Origin of the sequence: Polaromonas sp., assembly GCF_029945685.1 — a bacterium.
GTDB lineage: Bacteria > Pseudomonadota > Gammaproteobacteria > Burkholderiales > Burkholderiaceae_C > Polaromonas.
In genome coordinates, this window is record NZ_JAQSDA010000008.1 from 258,822 (window position 1) to 275,381 (window position 16,560).

Here is a 16,560-nt window from a genome sequence, read left to right on the forward strand (position 1 = left end):
CAAGGGCTAGCGCCAAAATTGACACATAAATTCAGCGGCTGGGGCCGCTCGGCCCGGTCACCTCGGCGTCCACCGAGGCGGTGCGCACGACGCGCAGATCGCGGTCAAACACCACGGTGAAAATTCTTGGCGTGCTTGGCGCCGACAGGTAACGCCAGTCGTAATGGGTTTCCCGCTGCAGCGCATACGGCGTGACCCGCATCGGTTTGCCCAGCATCTTGCGCACCTGCTCCATGGGCATGCCCGGCAGGACCAGCGCGAAGTTCTGCGGCGTGAGGACCTGGCGCAGCGCGCTCATCTTTCCGTCAGCGCCTAGGGTGATCATGTAGTTGACCTGGCCTTCGGGCTGGCGGTTGTACTCCAGCGTGCGCGCACCGGGCTGGGCAGCCACCCCGGGAAAGGGGTTGCCGGCCAGGTCGGCGGCTTCCCAGATTTTTTCGGGCTCACCGAAGCGGGCGCGGACATCGGCTTCGGTGGACACACCCTCCTCGAGTTCGGCGATGCGTTGCGGGTCGCAACCCACCATCCCCAGCAATACTGACAGCAGTCCCATGAGAGCCCAGGTCCTTGTGTGCGGCCGGCCAACCGCTGCGCGGGCTGCCCTGAAAACGAAAAAAGTCAGGCGCATGGTGGTCCCCGGTAAAATCAGCCAATTCACTATTTCAGGCAGTTTAGTCCCATGTCCATCTTCGCCCGCCCCCACTACACCTCGGAAGTGACCCTCTTCATTGAGGAACTCAAGGCGAAAAAACCCACCCTGGAAGCCGAACAGCGCGCCGGGCGTGCGATCTGGTGGGACAAGAAGCTGGACCGTTCCGAGCAGGCCGACTACCAGGATGCACGCGTGCCGCAGCAGCCCTATGTCTATGGCACCAGCGGCCATCCGAACAGCGAACAAGTCTGAGATAGAACGTCGAAAAGGCCTCCAGCCCTTGCTGGATAAGCGCCGGCAGCTATTTTTTTAGTAGCTACTGACGCAAGGACCCCACCCCATGTCCACGATCACCGAACTGCCGCCCTCACCTTCCGAGCCGGGATCGCCCCCCGACGCGCTGGCGCTGGCCGGCATGCCCGCGGTGATCGACCAGGTCGCGCTGGCCCGCCTGTACGGCGAGCCCTTGTTCGCGATGCCGCAGGACCTGTACATCCCGCCCGATGCGCTGCAGGTGTTCCTGGAAGCCTTCGAGGGCCCGCTGGACCTGTTGCTGTACCTGATCCGCAAGCAGAACTTCAACATCCTCGACATCCCGATGGCGGCCGTGACGCGCCAGTACCTGGTGTATGTCGACGAAATCCGCGCCACCAACCTGGAGCTGGCCGCCGAGTACCTGCTGATGGCCGCGATGCTGATCGAGATCAAGTCGCGCATGCTGCTGCCGCCGAAAAAGGTCGCTGACGGCCAGGAGCCGGAAGACCCGCGCGCCGAGCTGGTGCGCCGGCTGCTGGAATACGAACAGATCAAGCTGGCCGCCCACAAGCTCAACGAGATACCCCAGTTTGGCCGCGACTTCCTGCGCGCCCAGGTCTATGTGGAGCAGGCGCTGCAGCCGCGTTTTCCCGATGTCAGCGTGGTCGACCTTCAGGAGGCCTGGCGCGACATCGTCAAACGCGCCAGGCTGGTGCAGCACCATGTGATCTCCCGCGAGGAGCTGTCGGTGCGCGAACACATGAGCATCGTGCTGCGCAAGCTGCAAGGCCAGAAGTTCGTCGAGTTCGAACACCTGTTTGAAACGGCCCGCGGCATGCCGGTGCTGGTGGTCACCTTCATCGCGCTGCTGGAACTCTCCAAGGAAGGCCTGATTGACGTGACCCAGGCCGAGGCCTACGCGCCGATCTACGTGCGCCTGGCCTACACGCCGGCCTGACCCCAGGGCTTCCCGCCTCCGATGGGGAACACGGCGATGGCCTTGGTGGCCTGGCCTCAACACCTGCCGTAACACTTGTCACAAGTCGCCGGGAACGGCGCTCTTTCGCGGCCGCCGGCGGTGCGCTTCGCCTTGCCTTGCCTTGCCTTGCCTTGCCCTGCACGGCTCGGGCAGGTTCGCCTCCGCCTGCGCAGACGCCGCGCGGAAAGCAGCGAACCACCCCTATTTCCGCAGCTCCCTTGGCGCGCTTCGGGCTGGCCACGCCAGCGGGGGCGAAAAACCACGCCCGCCGCGCCAGCCCAGCCCCGGTTTCCGACGCCCTGACACCTTTGACCTAGATCAAGTGCGCTACCCCAGGCTTCCTGTTTCGAGCCCTTGTCCTACATCTACTTGCGTCTGTCACGAGCCCAATGCACAAGAGCCTTGAAATAGGCGCAGAAATAGAAAACGGGTGCCAGAACCCGATCAATAACGAGGAAATTTCATGCTGCAGAAAAAACTACTTCCCATGGCCTTGCTGGCACTCAGCCAGGGCGTGCTGGCCCAACAGCCTCCGACGGCGGGCAGCCAGCTGCAGCAACTCCCGGCGGCGCCTACGCCACAGAAAGCGCCGCCCGAAATCCGCATTGAACGAGGGGCCGCGCCCGTCGCCTCCTCAGCGGACGAAGCAAAAATCCTGGTGCGCAGCCTGCATGTCACCGGTGCCAGGGCTTATACAGAAGCCGAGCTGCTCGCGATCACCGGCTTCATCCCCGGAACCGAGCTGACACTCACCGACCTGCGCGCGATGGCGTCAAAAATCACGACGCACTATGCAAAAAACGGCTACTTTGTGGCCCGCGCCTTCCTGCCCGCGCAGCAAATAACCGACAACACCGTCACCATCGAGGTCAGCGAAGGTCAATACGGCAAGATCATCCTGCGCAACCAGACCAGGCTTTCTGACGACCAGGCCTATCGACTACTCGGCGGCCTGAACAGCGGCGACCCCATCACCAATGACCCGCTGGAGAGCCGCCTGCTGCTGCTGTCGGACACGCCGGGCGTGAATGTCAAATCAACACTGGTCCCGGGCGCCACGCCGGGTACGTCCGATCTGATTGTGGACCTCACGCCGGGCAAAAGCGTGAGCGGCAGCATTGATGCCGACAACGCCGGCAACCGCTACACCGGCGAGTACCGTGTCGGCGCGACCGTCAACCTCAACAATCCGCTGGGGCTGGGCGACCAGGCCAGCGTGCGCGCCGTGACTTCCGGCTCGGGACTCAACTACGGCCGTGCGTCTTACCAGGTGCCCTTCGGCAAAACAACCGTAGGCGTCGCTTACAGCCGGCTGGAGTACGAACTGGGCAAGGAGTTCGCGCCCCTGCAGGCCAACGGCACGGCGGAGATCGCCAGCATCTACGCCATCCGTCCGCTGATCCGTGCGCGCAACAACAACCTGTACGGCCAGCTCACCTACGAAGCCCGGACTTTCCAGGACAGGATTGACAGCACCGTCCCGAGATCGGTCACCGACCGGAAAGCGGACGTCTTGCTGGCCAGTCTTTATGGCGACCACAGGGACAACCTGGGCGGCGGCGGCATCAGCGCCTATTCGCTGACCTGGTCGATCGGCAACCTCGACATTCAAACACCGTCGGCGCTGGCCGCCGACGCGGCAAGCGCCCGCACCAACGGTTCCTACAACAAGCTCGCCTTCACGGCCACGCGACTGCAGCGCGTCACCGACCTCGTGTCGGTTTATGGGTCCATCAGCGGGCAGGTCGCCTCGAAAAACCTCGATTCCTCGGAGAAGATGGACCTGGGCGGCATGACCGGCGTACGCGCCTATCCCCAGGGTGAAGCCTCCGGCGACGAAGGTTACCTGGTCAACCTCGAAGCCCGGCTGCTGCTGGGCAAGTTGTCGGAACGCGTACCGGGCCAGGTGCACCTGATCGCCTTCGTTGACGCCGGCAGCGTCACCATTCACAAAAACCCCTGGTTCACTGGGAACAACCACAGAAACCTGGGCGCTTACGGCGTGGGCGCCAGTTGGGGCGAACCCGGCAACTTCCTGGTGAGGACGTATTACGCCCGCAAGCTCGGCAACGAAGCGGCGATCTCGGCCCCCGACAAGTCAGGCCGGTTCTGGATCCAGGCCATCAAGTATTTCTGACATTTGCCAGCCTCCGCGCCAACACGACAGCACACAAGGACTCACCCATGAACCGCATTCACCAATCCGTCTGGAGCGACAGCTCCGGCACCTTCGTCGCCGTGTCTGAAGCCGCCGGTGGCGCAGGCAAGACCAAATCATCCTCCACGACGGGACGCCCCGGCGCAGCAAGCTTCACCATCAAAGCCCTGTCAGCCTGCCTCATGCTGGGCCTGGGTGCCTCTGCTTACGCCTTGCCCACAGGCGGTGTGGTGGCGGCCGGCGGCGCCAGCATCAGCAGCAGCGCCTCCACCACCACCATCACGCAGTCCACTGCCAACGCGGCGATCAACTGGCAGAGCTTCGGTATCGCCGCTGGCCAGACGGTGCAGTTCGTGCAACCCGGCAGCACATCGGTGGCCCTGAACCGGGTCCTGGGCGCTGATCCATCCAGCATCATGGGCAACCTCTCGGCCAACGGCCGGGTCTTTCTGCTCAACCCGAACGGCGTGCTGTTCGGCAGCGGCGCATCGGTCAACGTCGGCGGGCTGGTGGCGTCCACCATGAGTTTGAGCGATGCCAACTTCATGGCCGGCACTTATGCATTCACCGGTGCAGGAAGCGGCTCGGTCGTCAACCAGGGCAACATCACCGCGGCCGACGGCGGTTACGTGGCACTGATGGGCAAAACCGTCAGCAACCAGGGCGTGATTTCAGCGCGGCTGGGTTCGGTGGCACTTGCCGCCGGCAATGCCGTCACCATGGACGTGGCCGGCGACGGTCTGCTCAACATGTCGGTGGCACAAGGTGCTGTCAATGCGCTGGTTGAAAACGGTGGGCTGATCCGCGCCGATGGCGGCCGCGTGCTGCTGACGGCCCAGGCTGCCGGCGACCTGCTGCACACCGTGGTCAACAACAGCGGCGTGATTCAGGCGCAGACCATTGGAAACCGCAACGGCACCATCCTGCTGCTGGGCGACATGCAAAGCGGCACCATGAGCGTGGGCGGTACGCTGGATGCCAGCGCACCGAACGGCGGCAACGGCGGTTTTATTGAAACCTCGGCGGCCAACGTCAGAATCCGCGACGACGTGCGTGTCACCACTGCCGCGCCATCGGGCCTGATGGGCACCTGGCTGATCGACCCGCAGGACTTCATCATCGGCGCGGGCGGCAACATTTCCGGCGCCACGCTGTCGGGCCAGCTGGTCACCAACAACGTCACCATCACCACGGCACCCGGCCCTGGCAATGGCGATATTTTCGTCAACGAAGCGGTCAGCTGGACAGCCAGCGGAACCCCGACAACCCTGACCCTGAACGCCGATCGGGATGTGCACATCAATGCGGCCGTGACGGCCATTGATGGCAACTTTGTCGTGTGTTGCGGCCGCGATATCAATGTAAACGCAGCCATCTCAACGACGCGCGGAAGCGTTTTGTTGGCCGCAGGTCGCAACGTGAACCAGAGCGCGGCCATCACGGTCACCGACGGCAACCTCATGATGTGTGCCGCAAATGATGTGAACGTCAACTCCAAGATCACCCTGACCCGGGGCACCAGCATTCCCGCGCGAAGCCTGGGCCTGCCACTCGGCCTGACCCTGACCGCCGATACGGACGGAACCGGACCGGGCGTTGCCGGCGGCACCGTGAACATGAACGTCACTGGCGCCAACCGCCCGAGCATCACGGGACCCAATGCACCGGTCACCATCAACTACAACCCGGTCTCGTACGCGGCGCCTACGGATTACTTGCCGAGCTTCATCCTGGTTGACAGCGCGCTGACCCAGCGCATGCTGGTCTTTCCCGAAGTCATCAAAAACTTCGACGGCACCATCGCGGCGGTCCTCACCACACTCAAAGGCAACCCAGCCGGCGTGAACCTGATTGCGGGCCCCGGCGCCACTGCCAATTTCGACAATTCGACCGCAGGAACGAACAAGACCGTCACCTTTACCGGCTATACCCTCGGCGGTGCCAATGCCAGCCAATTCGCCCTCGCGACCAATTGCTGTGGAACCATTGTCCAGAAAACAACCGGAACCATCAGGCCAGCGATTCTCCCGGCGACGACCACCGTCAGGGGTTTTAGCCCGGATGGCAGTTTCGATCTGCCCTACATCGAACTGGCCATGCCGGCACTCGCAACGTTGGCAGCGTATCGGTCGGGGCTGATGCCAACCTACCTGTCCGACGCGGGCGATGTGTTTTTCGTCACCAAGGAAGAAGAGGTGGCAGCACCGACGGTGATTCCTTTCACCCCACCTCCTCCTTATATCGCGCCACGTTATGCGCCCCGACCTGCGCGTAACTGATCGCCACCGACCCGGCGGATCTCCTGTGAAACAACGGTTCCCGGCCTGCCGATGCCGCTGACGAAAGCACACCAACGCTCCGGCCTGAAGCGGGCCGGACTCTGCCTGGCTTTGCTGGCGGCTGGCCTTGCCTGTCCTGCGGCTTTTGCGGGCGGCGACACCGGGCAGCAGCACGGTGTTTCCGCGAGTGCCGCCAAACCATCAGCCCCCGCCATGGCCAGTTCCTCCGCGCGTGACCCGGCGACCGGTCATCCCAGACGCGCCCAGTTCGGCCGGGAAAGAGCTTCCCCCGAGGCCTCCCACATCGCCGACTGGGTCGTCGACTCGGGCGACAGCCAGGGCATGCCTTTCATGATTGTGGACAAAGTTCACGCCAGGGTGCTGATGTTCGATGCCGCCGGCCGCTTGCAGGGCGCGGCGTCAGCGTTGCTCGGTCTGGCACGTGGTGACGACTCGGTGCCCGGCATTGGCGAGCGCAAGCTTTCCACCATTCTTCCCGAGGAGCGGACCACGCCTGCCGGACGTTTTGTCTCATCCCTCGCTCGTGATGTCCATGGCCAGGAAGTCCTCTGGGTGGACTACGAAACGGCCATCGCGCTGCATCGGGTCGTCAAGGGCACGCCCGGCGAAGCGCGGGCACAGCGACTGGACAGCCTGACATCCGACGACAACCGGGTTTCCTACGGCTGCATCAATGTGCCGGTGAAGTTCTACGACAAGCTGGTTAGTCCGGCCTTTACAGGAACAAACGGGGTCGTCTACATCCTTCCGGAGACCCGCTCAGCCCGTGAAGTCTTCGGCTCCTACGATGTCCAGGAACGCGCCCTGCAGGTGGCCGGGCAACAGGCCACCAGCACGACGGATTTGTCCGCTGCCATCCGGAGATAGCCCCTTGGGCGGATCACCGCCACCCTGCATGTCGCCAAGCTCGGGAACCCCATGCCACTGCGCTAGAATGGATTCGCTCCGGGGTGCAGCCCGACCATGGTGGTCGGGTCGCTGAGATGGCCAATCCAAACCCGTGAACTTGAATCGGTTCGTACCGACGTAAGAAGAGCTGACTGCCTCCGGTCCCCGGTTGCCCAGTCAACGACCAATCCCACAGTGCTGGTGTTGGCCACACCTTCGGAGCATTTTGTGCCGCAACGCACGTCAAGGAATGCCCCGATGAACGCTCCCGACAAGTTCGCCCAACTGCTGTCCCTCACCCGCGAGCCTTTTCCTGCCTCGCGCAAAATTTACGTACCCGGCCAGCTCCACGCCGGCCTTCGCGTGCCGATGCGCGAAGTCAGCCTGAGCAACGGCGAATCCGCCACGCTCTACGACACCTCCGGTCCCTATACCGACCCAGCGGCCAACATCGACGTGCGCCGCGGACTGGAGGCGCTGCGCACGCCCTGGATCGAGGCACGCGGCGACACCGAGAGCTACACAGGCCGGGCCGCGCAAGCCGTGGACGATGGCACCCGGCGGGAGGATCGCACGGATGCCTCGGACCCGGAAGTCAAGCGCGTCACCGCCCTGCGCACCCAGGCGTCCGGCCTGCAGCGCACACCGCGCCGCGCCAGGGCCGGCGCCAACGTCACCCAGATGCACTATGCGCGCCGCGGCATCATCACGCCGGAGATGGAGTACATCGCGCTGCGCGAAAACACCAAACGCGAATGGATGGCCGAGTACCTGGGCGATGCCGAACGCGCGGCCCGCGTGCGCGGCAACCCCATGGGTGCGCAGCTCCCCGCCTTCGTCACGCCCGAGTTCGTGCGTGACGAGGTGGCGCGCGGTCGCGCCATCATTCCCGCCAACATCAACCACCCGGAAGTCGAGCCCATGATCATCGGCCGCAACTTCCTGGTGAAGATCAACGCCAACATCGGCAACTCGGCGGTCACCTCGAGCATCGAGGAAGAAGTCGAAAAACTGGTCTGGGCCATCCGCTGGGGTGCCGACAACGTGATGGATTTGTCCACCGGCAAAAACATCCACACCACGCGCGACTGGATCATCCGCAACTCGCCGGTGCCGATCGGCACGGTTCCGATTTACCAAGCGCTGGAAAAAGTCGGTGGCATCGCCGAAGACCTGAGCTGGGAGATCTACCGCGACACGCTGATCGAGCAGGCCGAGCAGGGTGTGGACTACTTCACCATCCACGCCGGCGTGCGCCTGCCCTTCATCCCGATGACGGCCAATCGCCGCACCGGCATCGTCTCGCGCGGTGGCTCCATCCTGGCCAAGTGGTGCATGTCGCATCACAAGGAAAACTTCCTGTACACGCACTTCGAAGAGATCTGCGAGATCATGAAGGCCTACGACGTGAGTTTCTCTCTGGGCGACGGCCTGCGCCCCGGCTCGGGCGCCGACGCCAACGACGAAGCGCAGTTTGCCGAGCTGCGCACGCTGGGCGAGCTGACAAAAATCGCCTGGAAGCACGATGTGCAGACCATGATCGAAGGACCCGGCCATGTGCCCATGCACATGATCCAGGCCAACATGGACGAGCAGCTCAAGCATTGCCACGAGGCGCCGTTCTACACCCTGGGCCCGCTGACCATCGACATCGCGCCGGGCTACGACCACATCTCGAGCGCGATAGGCGCGGCCATGATCGGCTGGTTCGGCACCGCCATGCTGTGTTACGTCACACCCAAGGAGCACCTGGGCCTGCCCGACCGCAACGATGTGAAGCAGGGCATCATTGCCTACAAGATTGCCGCGCATGCAGCCGACGTGGCCAAGGGCCACCCGGCTTCGCGTGCACGCGACGAGGCGCTGTCGAAGGCACGTTTCGAATTCCGCTGGCACGACCAGTTCAACCTGTCGCTGGACCCGGACACCGCGCGCGAATTCCACGACGAAACTCTGCCCAAGGAAGTCAGCAAGGTCGCGCATTTCTGCTCCATGTGCGGGCCGAAATTCTGTTCGATGAAAATCAGCCACGAAGTACGCGAGTTTGCGGCGCAACAAGGTCTTGACGAGGCTGCGGCACTGACGCAGGGAATGCAGGCAAAATCGGCCGAGTTCCGTGACGGCGGCAGCGAAATTTACATCCCCATCCAGAAACTCTGAACCACGCTGACAAGGGCGGACACATCCATGCACATCGGTATCGCAGGCGCAGGCTTGCTGGGGCGGCTGCTGGCTTTCGAGCTGGCCCGGACCGGCCATTCGGTCGAGGTTTTTGACCCGGCACCCGGGCCGCAGGCCCCGGCCGCTGGCAGCTACGCCGCCGGCTGGACGGCCGCCGGCATGCTCAGCCCCACGGCCGAGCTGGAGTCGGCCGATGAACAGGTGTTTGCGCTGGGCCTGCGTTCAATGGACCTCTGGCCAGCCATCGTCGCTGCGCTGGACCAGCCGGTAGAACTGCACAGGCGTGGCAGCCTGCTGCTGGCACACCGCGGCGACGAAGGCGCGGCTCACCGCGTGGTGGACCTGCTGCAGCACAAGGCACCAGCCGGTCACGCACCGCAGCGGCTCGACGCACCGGCCCTGCGCGACCTTGAGCCCGAAGTCCATGGCGTGGCGCACGCCTGGCTGCTGCCGCACGAGGGCCAGATCCATACCGTACAGGCCATGCAGGCGCTGGCCCATGCCGCCGCTTCTGCCGGGGCACGCTTTCACTGGAACTCTGCGGTGCAGCGCCTGCAGGCCGGTGAAATCCATCTCACGCAGGACGTGAAGAAATACGACTGTGTGTTCGATGTGCGCGGCACCGGCGCGCGACCGGAAAACTCCGCCCCCCGAAAGGATGAAGGCTTCACGCCAGAAGTGCGTGGCGTGCGCGGTGAAATCATCTGGCTGCATGCGCCCGGCGTGGCGCTGCAGCGGCCGGTGCGCCTGCTGCACCCGCGGCACCGCGTCTACCTGGTGCCGCGTGAAGGGGATCACATCGTGGTCGGCGCCAGCGAGATTGAAAGCGAGGACCGTTCACCGATCTCGCTGCGCAGCACGGTCGAACTGCTGGCCGCGGCGCACAGCATCATTCCGGAACTGTCCGAAGCGCGTATTGTTCATACCGAAACAAACCTGCGCCCTGCCCTGCCCGATAATCTGCCGCGCGTCGAACAAGGCCCCCGGCTGGTCCGCATCAACGGCTTGTTCCGCCACGGCTGGCTGATTGCGCCGGCGCTGGTCGAGCAAACGCTGCAACATCTGACATGACAACCATCACCATCACCATCACCCTCAACGGCGAAGCCCGGCAGGCGCCGGGCGGCAGCACACTGGCCGACCTGCTGGAGACCAGCGGGCAGCCGCCCGCCTCGTTTGCCAGTGCGGTCAACGGCGAGTTTGTGGCACGCGATGCGCGCGCGCAAACCCTGCTCGTGGAAGGCGATGCCGTTTTCACCTTCCAGGCCATCACAGGAGGCTAGACCCATGACCACCCCCCCGAATTCGTCGACTTTTCCTATCGCCGGTGTTGAACTGGGTAGCCGCTTTTTCCTGGGCACCGCCAGCTATCCGTCACCGCAGGTGTTGCAGGACGCGATTGCCGCCTCCGGCGCCGAAGTGGTCACCGTCGGGCTCAAGCGCCAGATGGCGGCCGGCGGCGCTGGCACCCAGAACGACTTTTACAGGATGATCCGGAGCAGCGGCGCCCGCCTGCTGCCCAACACCGCCGGCTGCCGCAGCGCGCGCGAAGCCGTCACCCTGTCGCAGATGGCGCGTGAATTGTTCGGCACCCACTGGATCAAGCTGGAAGTGGTCGGCGACGAACACACGCTGCAGCCGGACCCTTTTGAACTGATCACGGCGGCAGCCGAACTGGCGCGCGACGGCTTTGAAGTGTTTCCCTACTGCACGGACGACCTGGTCAGCTGCCAGCGACTGCTGGACGCTGGCTGCCGCATCCTGATGCCCTGGGGTGCGCCCATCGGCTCGGGCCAGGGACTGGTCAACCCCTACGCGCTGCGCACCTTGCGTGCTCGCCTGCCCGGTGTGCCGCTGATCGTGGATGCCGGCATCGGCTCACCGGCCGACGCGGTCCAGGCCATGGAACTCGGTTACGACGCGGTGCTGCTCAACTCGGCCGTGGCCCATGCGCGCGACCCGGTGCGGATGGCACGCGCCTTCAGGCTCGGCATCGAGTCCGGACGCCTCGCTTACGAAGCCGGCATCATGGCCCAGCAGGACATGGCCGTCGCCTCGACCCCGGTCACCGGACGGCCTTTCATCCTATGACAGCGCCCGCCAACACCCCATCGGTCTGGACCTTTGCCGGCAACGCCAAGGACATACAAAGGCTGTTGACCGGCAGCGCGCAGGACCTGCCGCGTGCCGCCCTGCTCTGCCTGAACCGCCGCGAAGCAGCCACCTTGCTCGGCACGGCCGCGCTGGACAGCCTCGAAGCCGTGGCACAGGCCGCAGCCCGTTTGCGCGCCGCCGTTTGCGAAGCGGTTGTGATCACCGGCGACGAGGCCGACTATGCCGACACGCCGCAGGCCAGCGGCTGGCTGAGCCCTTCTGCCACGCCCGGACAGACCCAGAGCCACCCGGATACAGGCGCGGTCTTCGCCGACGCTGCCGCGCAGGCGCTCGCGCGCGGTTTTGTCGCCATGGAAGCCATCGTTATGGCCTGGATGGCCAGAAGCGATGCCGTGAGCCAACACGGCGGCGGACCGCTGCAAGCGCGTCCCGATTTCGCACAGCGGATTGCCAATTTGCCGCATTTCAGCCTGCCGCAGGCGACAGACGTGAGCGGCTTCGCCTCGCTCCTGGATGCCGACCTGGGCCTGTACGCGGTGGTCGATAGCGCCGACTGGGTGGCGCGCGTGGTGACTGCCGGTGTGCGCACCGTGCAACTACGGATCAAGAATGCGGAAGGTGAGCACCAGCGCGCGATGGTGCGCGAACAGATCCGCGAGAGCGTCCGCGTAGCCGCGACGGCCGGTGCCCAACTGTTCATCAACGACCACTGGCAGCTTGCCATCGAAGAAGGCGCGTACGGCGTGCACCTAGGGCAGGACGACCTGCACGTCGCCGACCTCGCAGCGATCGCTCGCGCCGGCCTGCGGCTGGGCATCAGCACGCACGCCTACTGGGAGGTCTGCCGCGCCTGGGCACTGCGACCCAGCTACATCGCCTGCGGGCCCATCCATCCCACCCAAGCCAAGGCCATGCCCTGGATCCCGCAGGGCAACAACAACCTGGCCTACTGGTGCACGCTGTTGCCCCTGCCTGTCGTCGGCATTGCCGGCATGGACGCGGTGCGGAGTGAACAGGCTGCGCAGGCCGGCGCCGCGGGTGTGGCGGTGATCAGTGCCATCACCGCGGCAGTTTCGCCGGAGGCAGCCATCGTGCAGCTGCAGCAGGCCGTGCAGCGTGGTCGCAGCCAGCCGCACCTGACGGCACCGTTGCTGCCCCAGCCCACGCTGTTGCCCACCTGACCTTTTGCAAAGGCCCTGCCATGACCCACGCCCCTGACCATGCGCCCGCCGCGCCGCGCCCGGCCGTGCGCAAGCCCCTCAGCCTGCCGCGCCTGCGCGAGATGCATGCCCAAGGCGAAAAAATCACCATGCTGACCGCCTACGACGCCACTTTTGCCGCCGTGGCCGACGCCGCCCGAGTCGAGTGCATCCTGGTCGGTGATTCGCTGGGCATGGTCTGCCAGGGTCTGTCCAGCACGGTGGGTGTGACGCTGGAGAGCATGCGCCACCACACCGATTGTGTGGCGCGTGGCCTGCGCCGCGCCCAGGCCACCGCCTGGCTGATTGGCGACCTGCCCTTTGGCAGCTACCACGAGTCGAAAGAGCAGGCGCTGCGCAGCGCCGTGGTGCTGATGCAGGCGGGCGCCCACATGGTCAAGCTCGAAGGCGGTGGCTGGACCACCGACACCGTGCGCTTCCTGGTCGAACGCGGCATCCCGGTCTGCGCCCATCTGGGCCTGACGCCGCAAACCGTGCATGCCCTGGGCGGTTACCGCGTGCAGGGCCGGGGCGATGAAGCCGCCGCCGCCCTGACGAGCCAGGCCCACGCGCTGCAAGACGCCGGCGCATCCATGCTGGTGCTCGAAATGGTGCCGGCCGCGCTGTCGGCGGCACTGACGAAAGAGCTGACACACTGCCCGACCATAGGCATAGGCGCCGGCGCGGGCACCGCCGGCCAGGTGCTGGTGTTGCACGACATGCTGGGCATGAACCTGGGCAGGATGCCGAAATTCGTGCACAACTTCATGGCTGAAGCGCACAGCGTGCAGGGCGCGATGCAGGCCTATGTGCGCGCCGTCAAGGAAGGCCGCTTCCCGGTCGATGCGCTGCATGCCTGGTGAAGATATGGCCCCCACGCTTGTCACTCCGTGTACTACGCTGCCCCCCGAGGGGGCCGCTGCGCCTGCGGCCCGGCGAAGCCGGTTCCGCGGCCCCGGTTGGTCTGAATTCGGAACCCCCACGCTTGTATAGTTCGCCTCTTTTGAACTGCAATCCCACATGGCACGCATGAAAATTGTTCACACCATCACCGACCTGCGCGACCAGCTCGCGCCGTTCCAGCGCCCCGCCTTCGTGGCCACCATGGGCAACCTGCACGACGGCCACATTGCGCTTGTGAACCAGGCCAAACCGCTGGGCGACGTGATGGTGGCCAGCATTTTTGTGAACCGTCTGCAGTTCGCGCCGCACGAAGACTTCGACACCTACCCCCGCACCTGGGAGGCCGATTGCGAGCGGCTGCAGGCCGCCGGCTGTGATGTGCTGTTTGCGCCGCGAGAAACCGATCTCTACCCCGAGCCGCAGACCTACAAGGTGCATCCACCGGCCGAACTGGCAGATATCCTTGAAGGGCATTTCCGTCCCGGCTTTTTTACCGGTGTCAGCACGGTCGTGATGAAGCTGTTTTCCTGCGTGTTCGCCGGCAAGCCCTCCGGCGCCGCCATGTTCGGCAAGAAGGACTACCAGCAGGTCATGATCATCCGGCGCATGGTGCAGCAGTTTGCCCTGCCGATTGACATCGTCCCCGGTGAAACCCTGCGCGCTGCGGACGGCCTGGCGCTGTCTTCGCGCAACGGCTACCTCCATGCCCTGGAACGCGCTGAAGCGGTGCAGCTGTCCAGGGCATTGAAGGCGCTGGGTGAGGCCGCCAGGGCACAGGGCCTGGACAAACTCGAAGCCCTGGAAGCCCAGGCCATGCAGGTCCTGAGCGCCCGCGGCTGGACCCCCGACTACCTGACCGTGCGCCGCCGCGCCGACCTGCTGCCGCCCGGAACCACCGGGGCAGCGGAGCCGCTGGTGGTGCTGGGCGCGGCCAGGCTGGGGACCACGCGCCTGATCGACAACCTGGAGATCTGAGGTCAGCCTGCGGTTCTTGAAAGAAAAATGGCTTCCAGCCCAATATGCACGTGCGCCAGCAGCTATTTATTCAGGAGCACTCGGAAACCATGTGAACGTGCACTCTGCCGCGCAGCCGCAAGATCAGGCGGCAGCTGGCGGATCACGTTCATCCGCCGGGTCGGTCGCCGGTCGACGTTTTTCCGCCAACCACTCGTAGCCCTTCCACACCAGCAGGGCCGAACCCGCACCGAGCACGGCGTACCGCAGCAAAGGCCGGCGCGCGCCGGCCAGCACCAGCGACAACACCGGTGTGATCAAGGGCGCACGCCTGAGCAGGCCCAGCGCCAGCGGCAAGCCTTTGACCAGGGCCAGCCCCGGCACACCGCCTTTGAGCACCGTCACCGACTGCCGCGCCGCGCCGAGCGCCTGGACCAGTTCGGCACGCTCTGTCGCCGAGCGCATCAACAGCAACTGTTTTCTCAACGTCCGCTGGCTCTCGCTGCTGGCGTCAGCCATGAGGGTCTCCATCCCGCGGCGTGGCGCCGGCAGAGGCGGCTTGCAGGGCATCGCGGTCCTGCGCCATTTCGGCCAAGGTGGCCTGCAGGAAAGGCGGCCGCGTGGCCAGCGTGCGCTGCACGCGCCACCAGAACCAGCCCGCCAACCCCAGGTACAAAGCCGCAAAAAGCGCCAGCGCCGCGACGCGCTGCGCAGGATCCACGGCCAGCACCACCATCAAGGTGAAGACCAGGACGCCAACCAGGCCGAAAACAAGCAGCCCCAGCAGGCTCAGCAACAGGCCGATCAGCCGCTGCAACTCTTCCTCGAGCTCGACGCCGGCCAGCGCCACGCGCGTATGCGCCATGGACAGCGCGGTCAGGCCCAGCTGGCGCAGCGATGCGAAGAGGCGCGGCGGCTGGCCGCTGCCAGGGCGTTCGGAAAAGGGGGTATTCATGGCAACAACAGGGTCGCCGGCACGCCGGCGCATCCCGTCATGGCGATCATGACCTGCGGTTGACCAGCAGGCCGATCAGGAAACCGGCCGCGGCGGCGATGCCGACCGCCTTCCACGGGTTGGCATGGACATACTCGTCCGTGACCTTGGCCGCCTCCTTGCCCTTGAGCAGCGCCGTTTCCTGCAGGTCGGTCAGTTTTTCGGTGGCAAGCTTGAGCTTGCCCGCAGCTTTTTCACGCAGCGCTGCCGCCGTCTCGCCGGTGGCGGCGGTGGCGGCCTTGAGCAGGTCCTCCACGTCGGTGAGGACCACTTTCATGTCGGTGATCAGTTTGTCTTTGCTGGTGGTGTCCATGGCATGCTCCCAAGTACGGTGGAAAAAATCAGGCGTCGCGTGAGCCCGAGATCAGTTTAGTCCCATCCGAAAGCCGCAGGCCGCGCACGGGTTGAAACCTGCCGGTGCCTTGATTCACCGCAATAATGCGGACTGCCAAAATCCGGCCAGCCCGCTGATCAACCCATCCCGAGCCCACCATGGACCCCACCCTCCTGACCCCCCTGTTCACCCTGCTCGGCACGCTGGTAGGCGGCCTGGTCACTTTTGCCGTGAACCGGCAGCAGTTCAAGCACCAGATCCAGGCACTGCAGCAGCAGTACCGGACCGAGTTCATGGCCGAGGAAACCGCACGCCATTTCCTGAGCCACAAAAGCTTCACCGACCGGTCCTTCGAGGTGCTGAAAAAACACCTGGGCGGGTTCGACGACGACGAACTGCGCAAGATCCTGGTCCGCGCCGGTGCGGTGCGCACCTACCGCGACGACGACAGCGAGTGGTGGTACCTGCTGTCGCGCATGGGCGAGCGGATTGAGAAAATGCAGCAAAAGGGGTGACCTCTGAATTACGGCGCCACGCTGCGGCAGTAGCTGGCGTGGGACAGTAGTTTCAACTCCCCACTCCCTCCCCACTCCCTCCCCACTCCCTCCCCCCGCCCCTCCCTCGCCCCGCTGGGCGATGGCGGGGAGC

Annotated in this window: 17 protein-coding genes and 1 riboswitch; of the genes, 13 read left to right on the top strand and 4 right to left on the bottom strand. The window is 65.0% G+C overall.

The genetic code is table 11. From position 1 onward, the window contains the following. Positions 1-31 precede the first annotated feature (31 nt). A complete protein-coding gene (bamE, locus tag PSV26_RS06655; protein ID WP_300569028.1) occupies positions 32-553 on the bottom strand; it encodes an outer membrane protein assembly factor BamE in 522 nt (173 codons plus the stop codon). 126 nt (positions 554-679) lie between these two features. Here bamE and PSV26_RS06660 point away from each other — a divergent pair, with 126 nt between their 5' ends. The 12 genes from PSV26_RS06660 (at position 680) to panC (ending at position 14,605) form a co-directional block, all read left to right on the top strand. Continuing rightward, the gene (locus PSV26_RS06660) at positions 680-904 is read left to right on the top strand and encodes a DUF3460 family protein (RefSeq protein WP_300569031.1); all 225 of its coding nucleotides are present in this window, start codon (positions 680-682) and stop codon (positions 902-904) included. A gap of 163 nt (positions 905-1,067) precedes the next feature. Further along, the gene (locus tag PSV26_RS06665; protein ID WP_300569097.1) at positions 1,068-1,865 is read left to right on the top strand and encodes a ScpA family protein; all 798 of its coding nucleotides are present in this window, start codon (positions 1,068-1,070) and stop codon (positions 1,863-1,865) included. 484 nt (positions 1,866-2,349) lie between these two features. Then, complete coding sequence (locus tag PSV26_RS06670; RefSeq protein ID WP_300569034.1) at positions 2,350-4,023, top strand: ShlB/FhaC/HecB family hemolysin secretion/activation protein; 1,674 nt, start codon at positions 2,350-2,352, stop codon at positions 4,021-4,023. 47 nt (positions 4,024-4,070) lie between these two features. Further along, positions 4,071-6,323: a filamentous hemagglutinin N-terminal domain-containing protein gene (locus PSV26_RS06675; protein ID WP_300569037.1), complete on the top strand. Its 2,253-nt coding sequence runs from the start codon at positions 4,071-4,073 to the stop codon at positions 6,321-6,323. Between the two features lie 213 nt (positions 6,324-6,536). Then, a complete protein-coding gene (locus PSV26_RS06680; protein WP_300569040.1) occupies positions 6,537-7,211 on the top strand; it encodes a hypothetical protein in 675 nt (224 codons plus the stop codon). Between the two features lie 69 nt (positions 7,212-7,280). Continuing rightward, positions 7,281-7,394: riboswitch (TPP riboswitch) on the top strand. 96 nt (positions 7,395-7,490) lie between these two features. Beyond that, the gene (gene thiC, locus PSV26_RS06685; protein WP_300569043.1) at positions 7,491-9,392 is read left to right on the top strand and encodes a phosphomethylpyrimidine synthase ThiC; all 1,902 of its coding nucleotides are present in this window, start codon (positions 7,491-7,493) and stop codon (positions 9,390-9,392) included. A 27-nt stretch (positions 9,393-9,419) separates the two neighbouring features. Then, positions 9,420-10,484, top strand: a complete 1,065-nt coding sequence (thiO, locus tag PSV26_RS06690) for a glycine oxidase ThiO (protein WP_300569046.1) — start codon at positions 9,420-9,422, stop codon at positions 10,482-10,484. Further along, positions 10,481-10,696: a sulfur carrier protein ThiS gene (thiS, locus tag PSV26_RS06695; RefSeq protein WP_300569049.1), complete on the top strand. Its 216-nt coding sequence runs from the start codon at positions 10,481-10,483 to the stop codon at positions 10,694-10,696. Before thiO ends, thiS begins: the two co-directional genes overlap by 4 nt. Positions 10,697-10,700: 4 nt before the next feature. Then, positions 10,701-11,504 (top strand): thiazole synthase, encoded by an 804-nt coding sequence (locus PSV26_RS06700; RefSeq protein WP_300569052.1) that lies wholly within the window; start codon positions 10,701-10,703, stop codon positions 11,502-11,504. Then, the gene (locus PSV26_RS06705) at positions 11,501-12,709 is read left to right on the top strand and encodes a thiamine phosphate synthase (protein ID WP_300569055.1); all 1,209 of its coding nucleotides are present in this window, start codon (positions 11,501-11,503) and stop codon (positions 12,707-12,709) included. Before PSV26_RS06700 ends, PSV26_RS06705 begins: the two co-directional genes overlap by 4 nt. A gap of 20 nt (positions 12,710-12,729) precedes the next feature. Continuing rightward, complete coding sequence (gene panB, locus PSV26_RS06710; RefSeq protein ID WP_300569058.1) at positions 12,730-13,590, top strand: 3-methyl-2-oxobutanoate hydroxymethyltransferase; 861 nt, start codon at positions 12,730-12,732, stop codon at positions 13,588-13,590. 166 nt (positions 13,591-13,756) lie between these two features. Then, complete coding sequence (gene panC, locus PSV26_RS06715; protein ID WP_300511876.1) at positions 13,757-14,605, top strand: pantoate--beta-alanine ligase; 849 nt, start codon at positions 13,757-13,759, stop codon at positions 14,603-14,605. A 123-nt stretch (positions 14,606-14,728) separates the two neighbouring features. On the opposite strand, the gene PSV26_RS06720 is transcribed toward panC, so the two are convergent. The 3 genes from PSV26_RS06720 to PSV26_RS06730 are packed head-to-tail and all read right to left on the bottom strand — an operon-like array spanning position 14,729 to position 15,891. Beyond that, the gene (locus tag PSV26_RS06720) at positions 14,729-15,103 is read right to left on the bottom strand and encodes a hypothetical protein (protein WP_300511735.1); all 375 of its coding nucleotides are present in this window, start codon (positions 15,101-15,103) and stop codon (positions 14,729-14,731) included. Further along, a complete protein-coding gene (locus PSV26_RS06725; protein ID WP_300569061.1) occupies positions 15,096-15,539 on the bottom strand; it encodes a phage holin family protein in 444 nt (147 codons plus the stop codon). The genes PSV26_RS06720 and PSV26_RS06725 overlap by 8 nt, the downstream gene beginning before the upstream one ends. A gap of 46 nt (positions 15,540-15,585) precedes the next feature. Further along, complete coding sequence (locus PSV26_RS06730) at positions 15,586-15,891, bottom strand: DUF883 family protein (RefSeq protein WP_300569064.1); 306 nt, start codon at positions 15,889-15,891, stop codon at positions 15,586-15,588. A gap of 179 nt (positions 15,892-16,070) precedes the next feature. Here PSV26_RS06730 and PSV26_RS06735 point away from each other — a divergent pair, with 179 nt between their 5' ends. Continuing rightward, complete coding sequence (locus PSV26_RS06735) at positions 16,071-16,427, top strand: hypothetical protein (protein WP_300569067.1); 357 nt, start codon at positions 16,071-16,073, stop codon at positions 16,425-16,427. Positions 16,428-16,560: the final 133 nt, after the last annotated feature.

Coding starts and splice junctions, on each gene's coding strand:
- bamE (WP_300569028.1), bottom strand. CDS start 553: ATGGGACTGCTGTCAGTATTGCTGGGGATGGTGGGTTGCGACCCGCAA.
- PSV26_RS06660 (WP_300569031.1), top strand. CDS start 680: ATGTCCATCTTCGCCCGCCCCCACTACACCTCGGAAGTGACCCTCTTC.
- PSV26_RS06665 (WP_300569097.1), top strand. CDS start 1,068: ATGCCCGCGGTGATCGACCAGGTCGCGCTGGCCCGCCTGTACGGCGAG.
- PSV26_RS06670 (WP_300569034.1), top strand. CDS start 2,350: ATGCTGCAGAAAAAACTACTTCCCATGGCCTTGCTGGCACTCAGCCAG.
- PSV26_RS06675 (WP_300569037.1), top strand. CDS start 4,071: ATGAACCGCATTCACCAATCCGTCTGGAGCGACAGCTCCGGCACCTTC.
- PSV26_RS06680 (WP_300569040.1), top strand. CDS start 6,537: ATGGCCAGTTCCTCCGCGCGTGACCCGGCGACCGGTCATCCCAGACGC.
- thiC (WP_300569043.1), top strand. CDS start 7,491: ATGAACGCTCCCGACAAGTTCGCCCAACTGCTGTCCCTCACCCGCGAG.
- thiO (WP_300569046.1), top strand. CDS start 9,420: ATGCACATCGGTATCGCAGGCGCAGGCTTGCTGGGGCGGCTGCTGGCT.
- thiS (WP_300569049.1), top strand. CDS start 10,481: ATGACAACCATCACCATCACCATCACCCTCAACGGCGAAGCCCGGCAG.
- PSV26_RS06700 (WP_300569052.1), top strand. CDS start 10,701: ATGACCACCCCCCCGAATTCGTCGACTTTTCCTATCGCCGGTGTTGAA.
- PSV26_RS06705 (WP_300569055.1), top strand. CDS start 11,501: ATGACAGCGCCCGCCAACACCCCATCGGTCTGGACCTTTGCCGGCAAC.
- panB (WP_300569058.1), top strand. CDS start 12,730: ATGACCCACGCCCCTGACCATGCGCCCGCCGCGCCGCGCCCGGCCGTG.
- panC (WP_300511876.1), top strand. CDS start 13,757: ATGAAAATTGTTCACACCATCACCGACCTGCGCGACCAGCTCGCGCCG.
- PSV26_RS06720 (WP_300511735.1), bottom strand. CDS start 15,103: ATGGCTGACGCCAGCAGCGAGAGCCAGCGGACGTTGAGAAAACAGTTG.
- PSV26_RS06725 (WP_300569061.1), bottom strand. CDS start 15,539: ATGAATACCCCCTTTTCCGAACGCCCTGGCAGCGGCCAGCCGCCGCGC.
- PSV26_RS06730 (WP_300569064.1), bottom strand. CDS start 15,891: ATGGACACCACCAGCAAAGACAAACTGATCACCGACATGAAAGTGGTC.
- PSV26_RS06735 (WP_300569067.1), top strand. CDS start 16,071: ATGGACCCCACCCTCCTGACCCCCCTGTTCACCCTGCTCGGCACGCTG.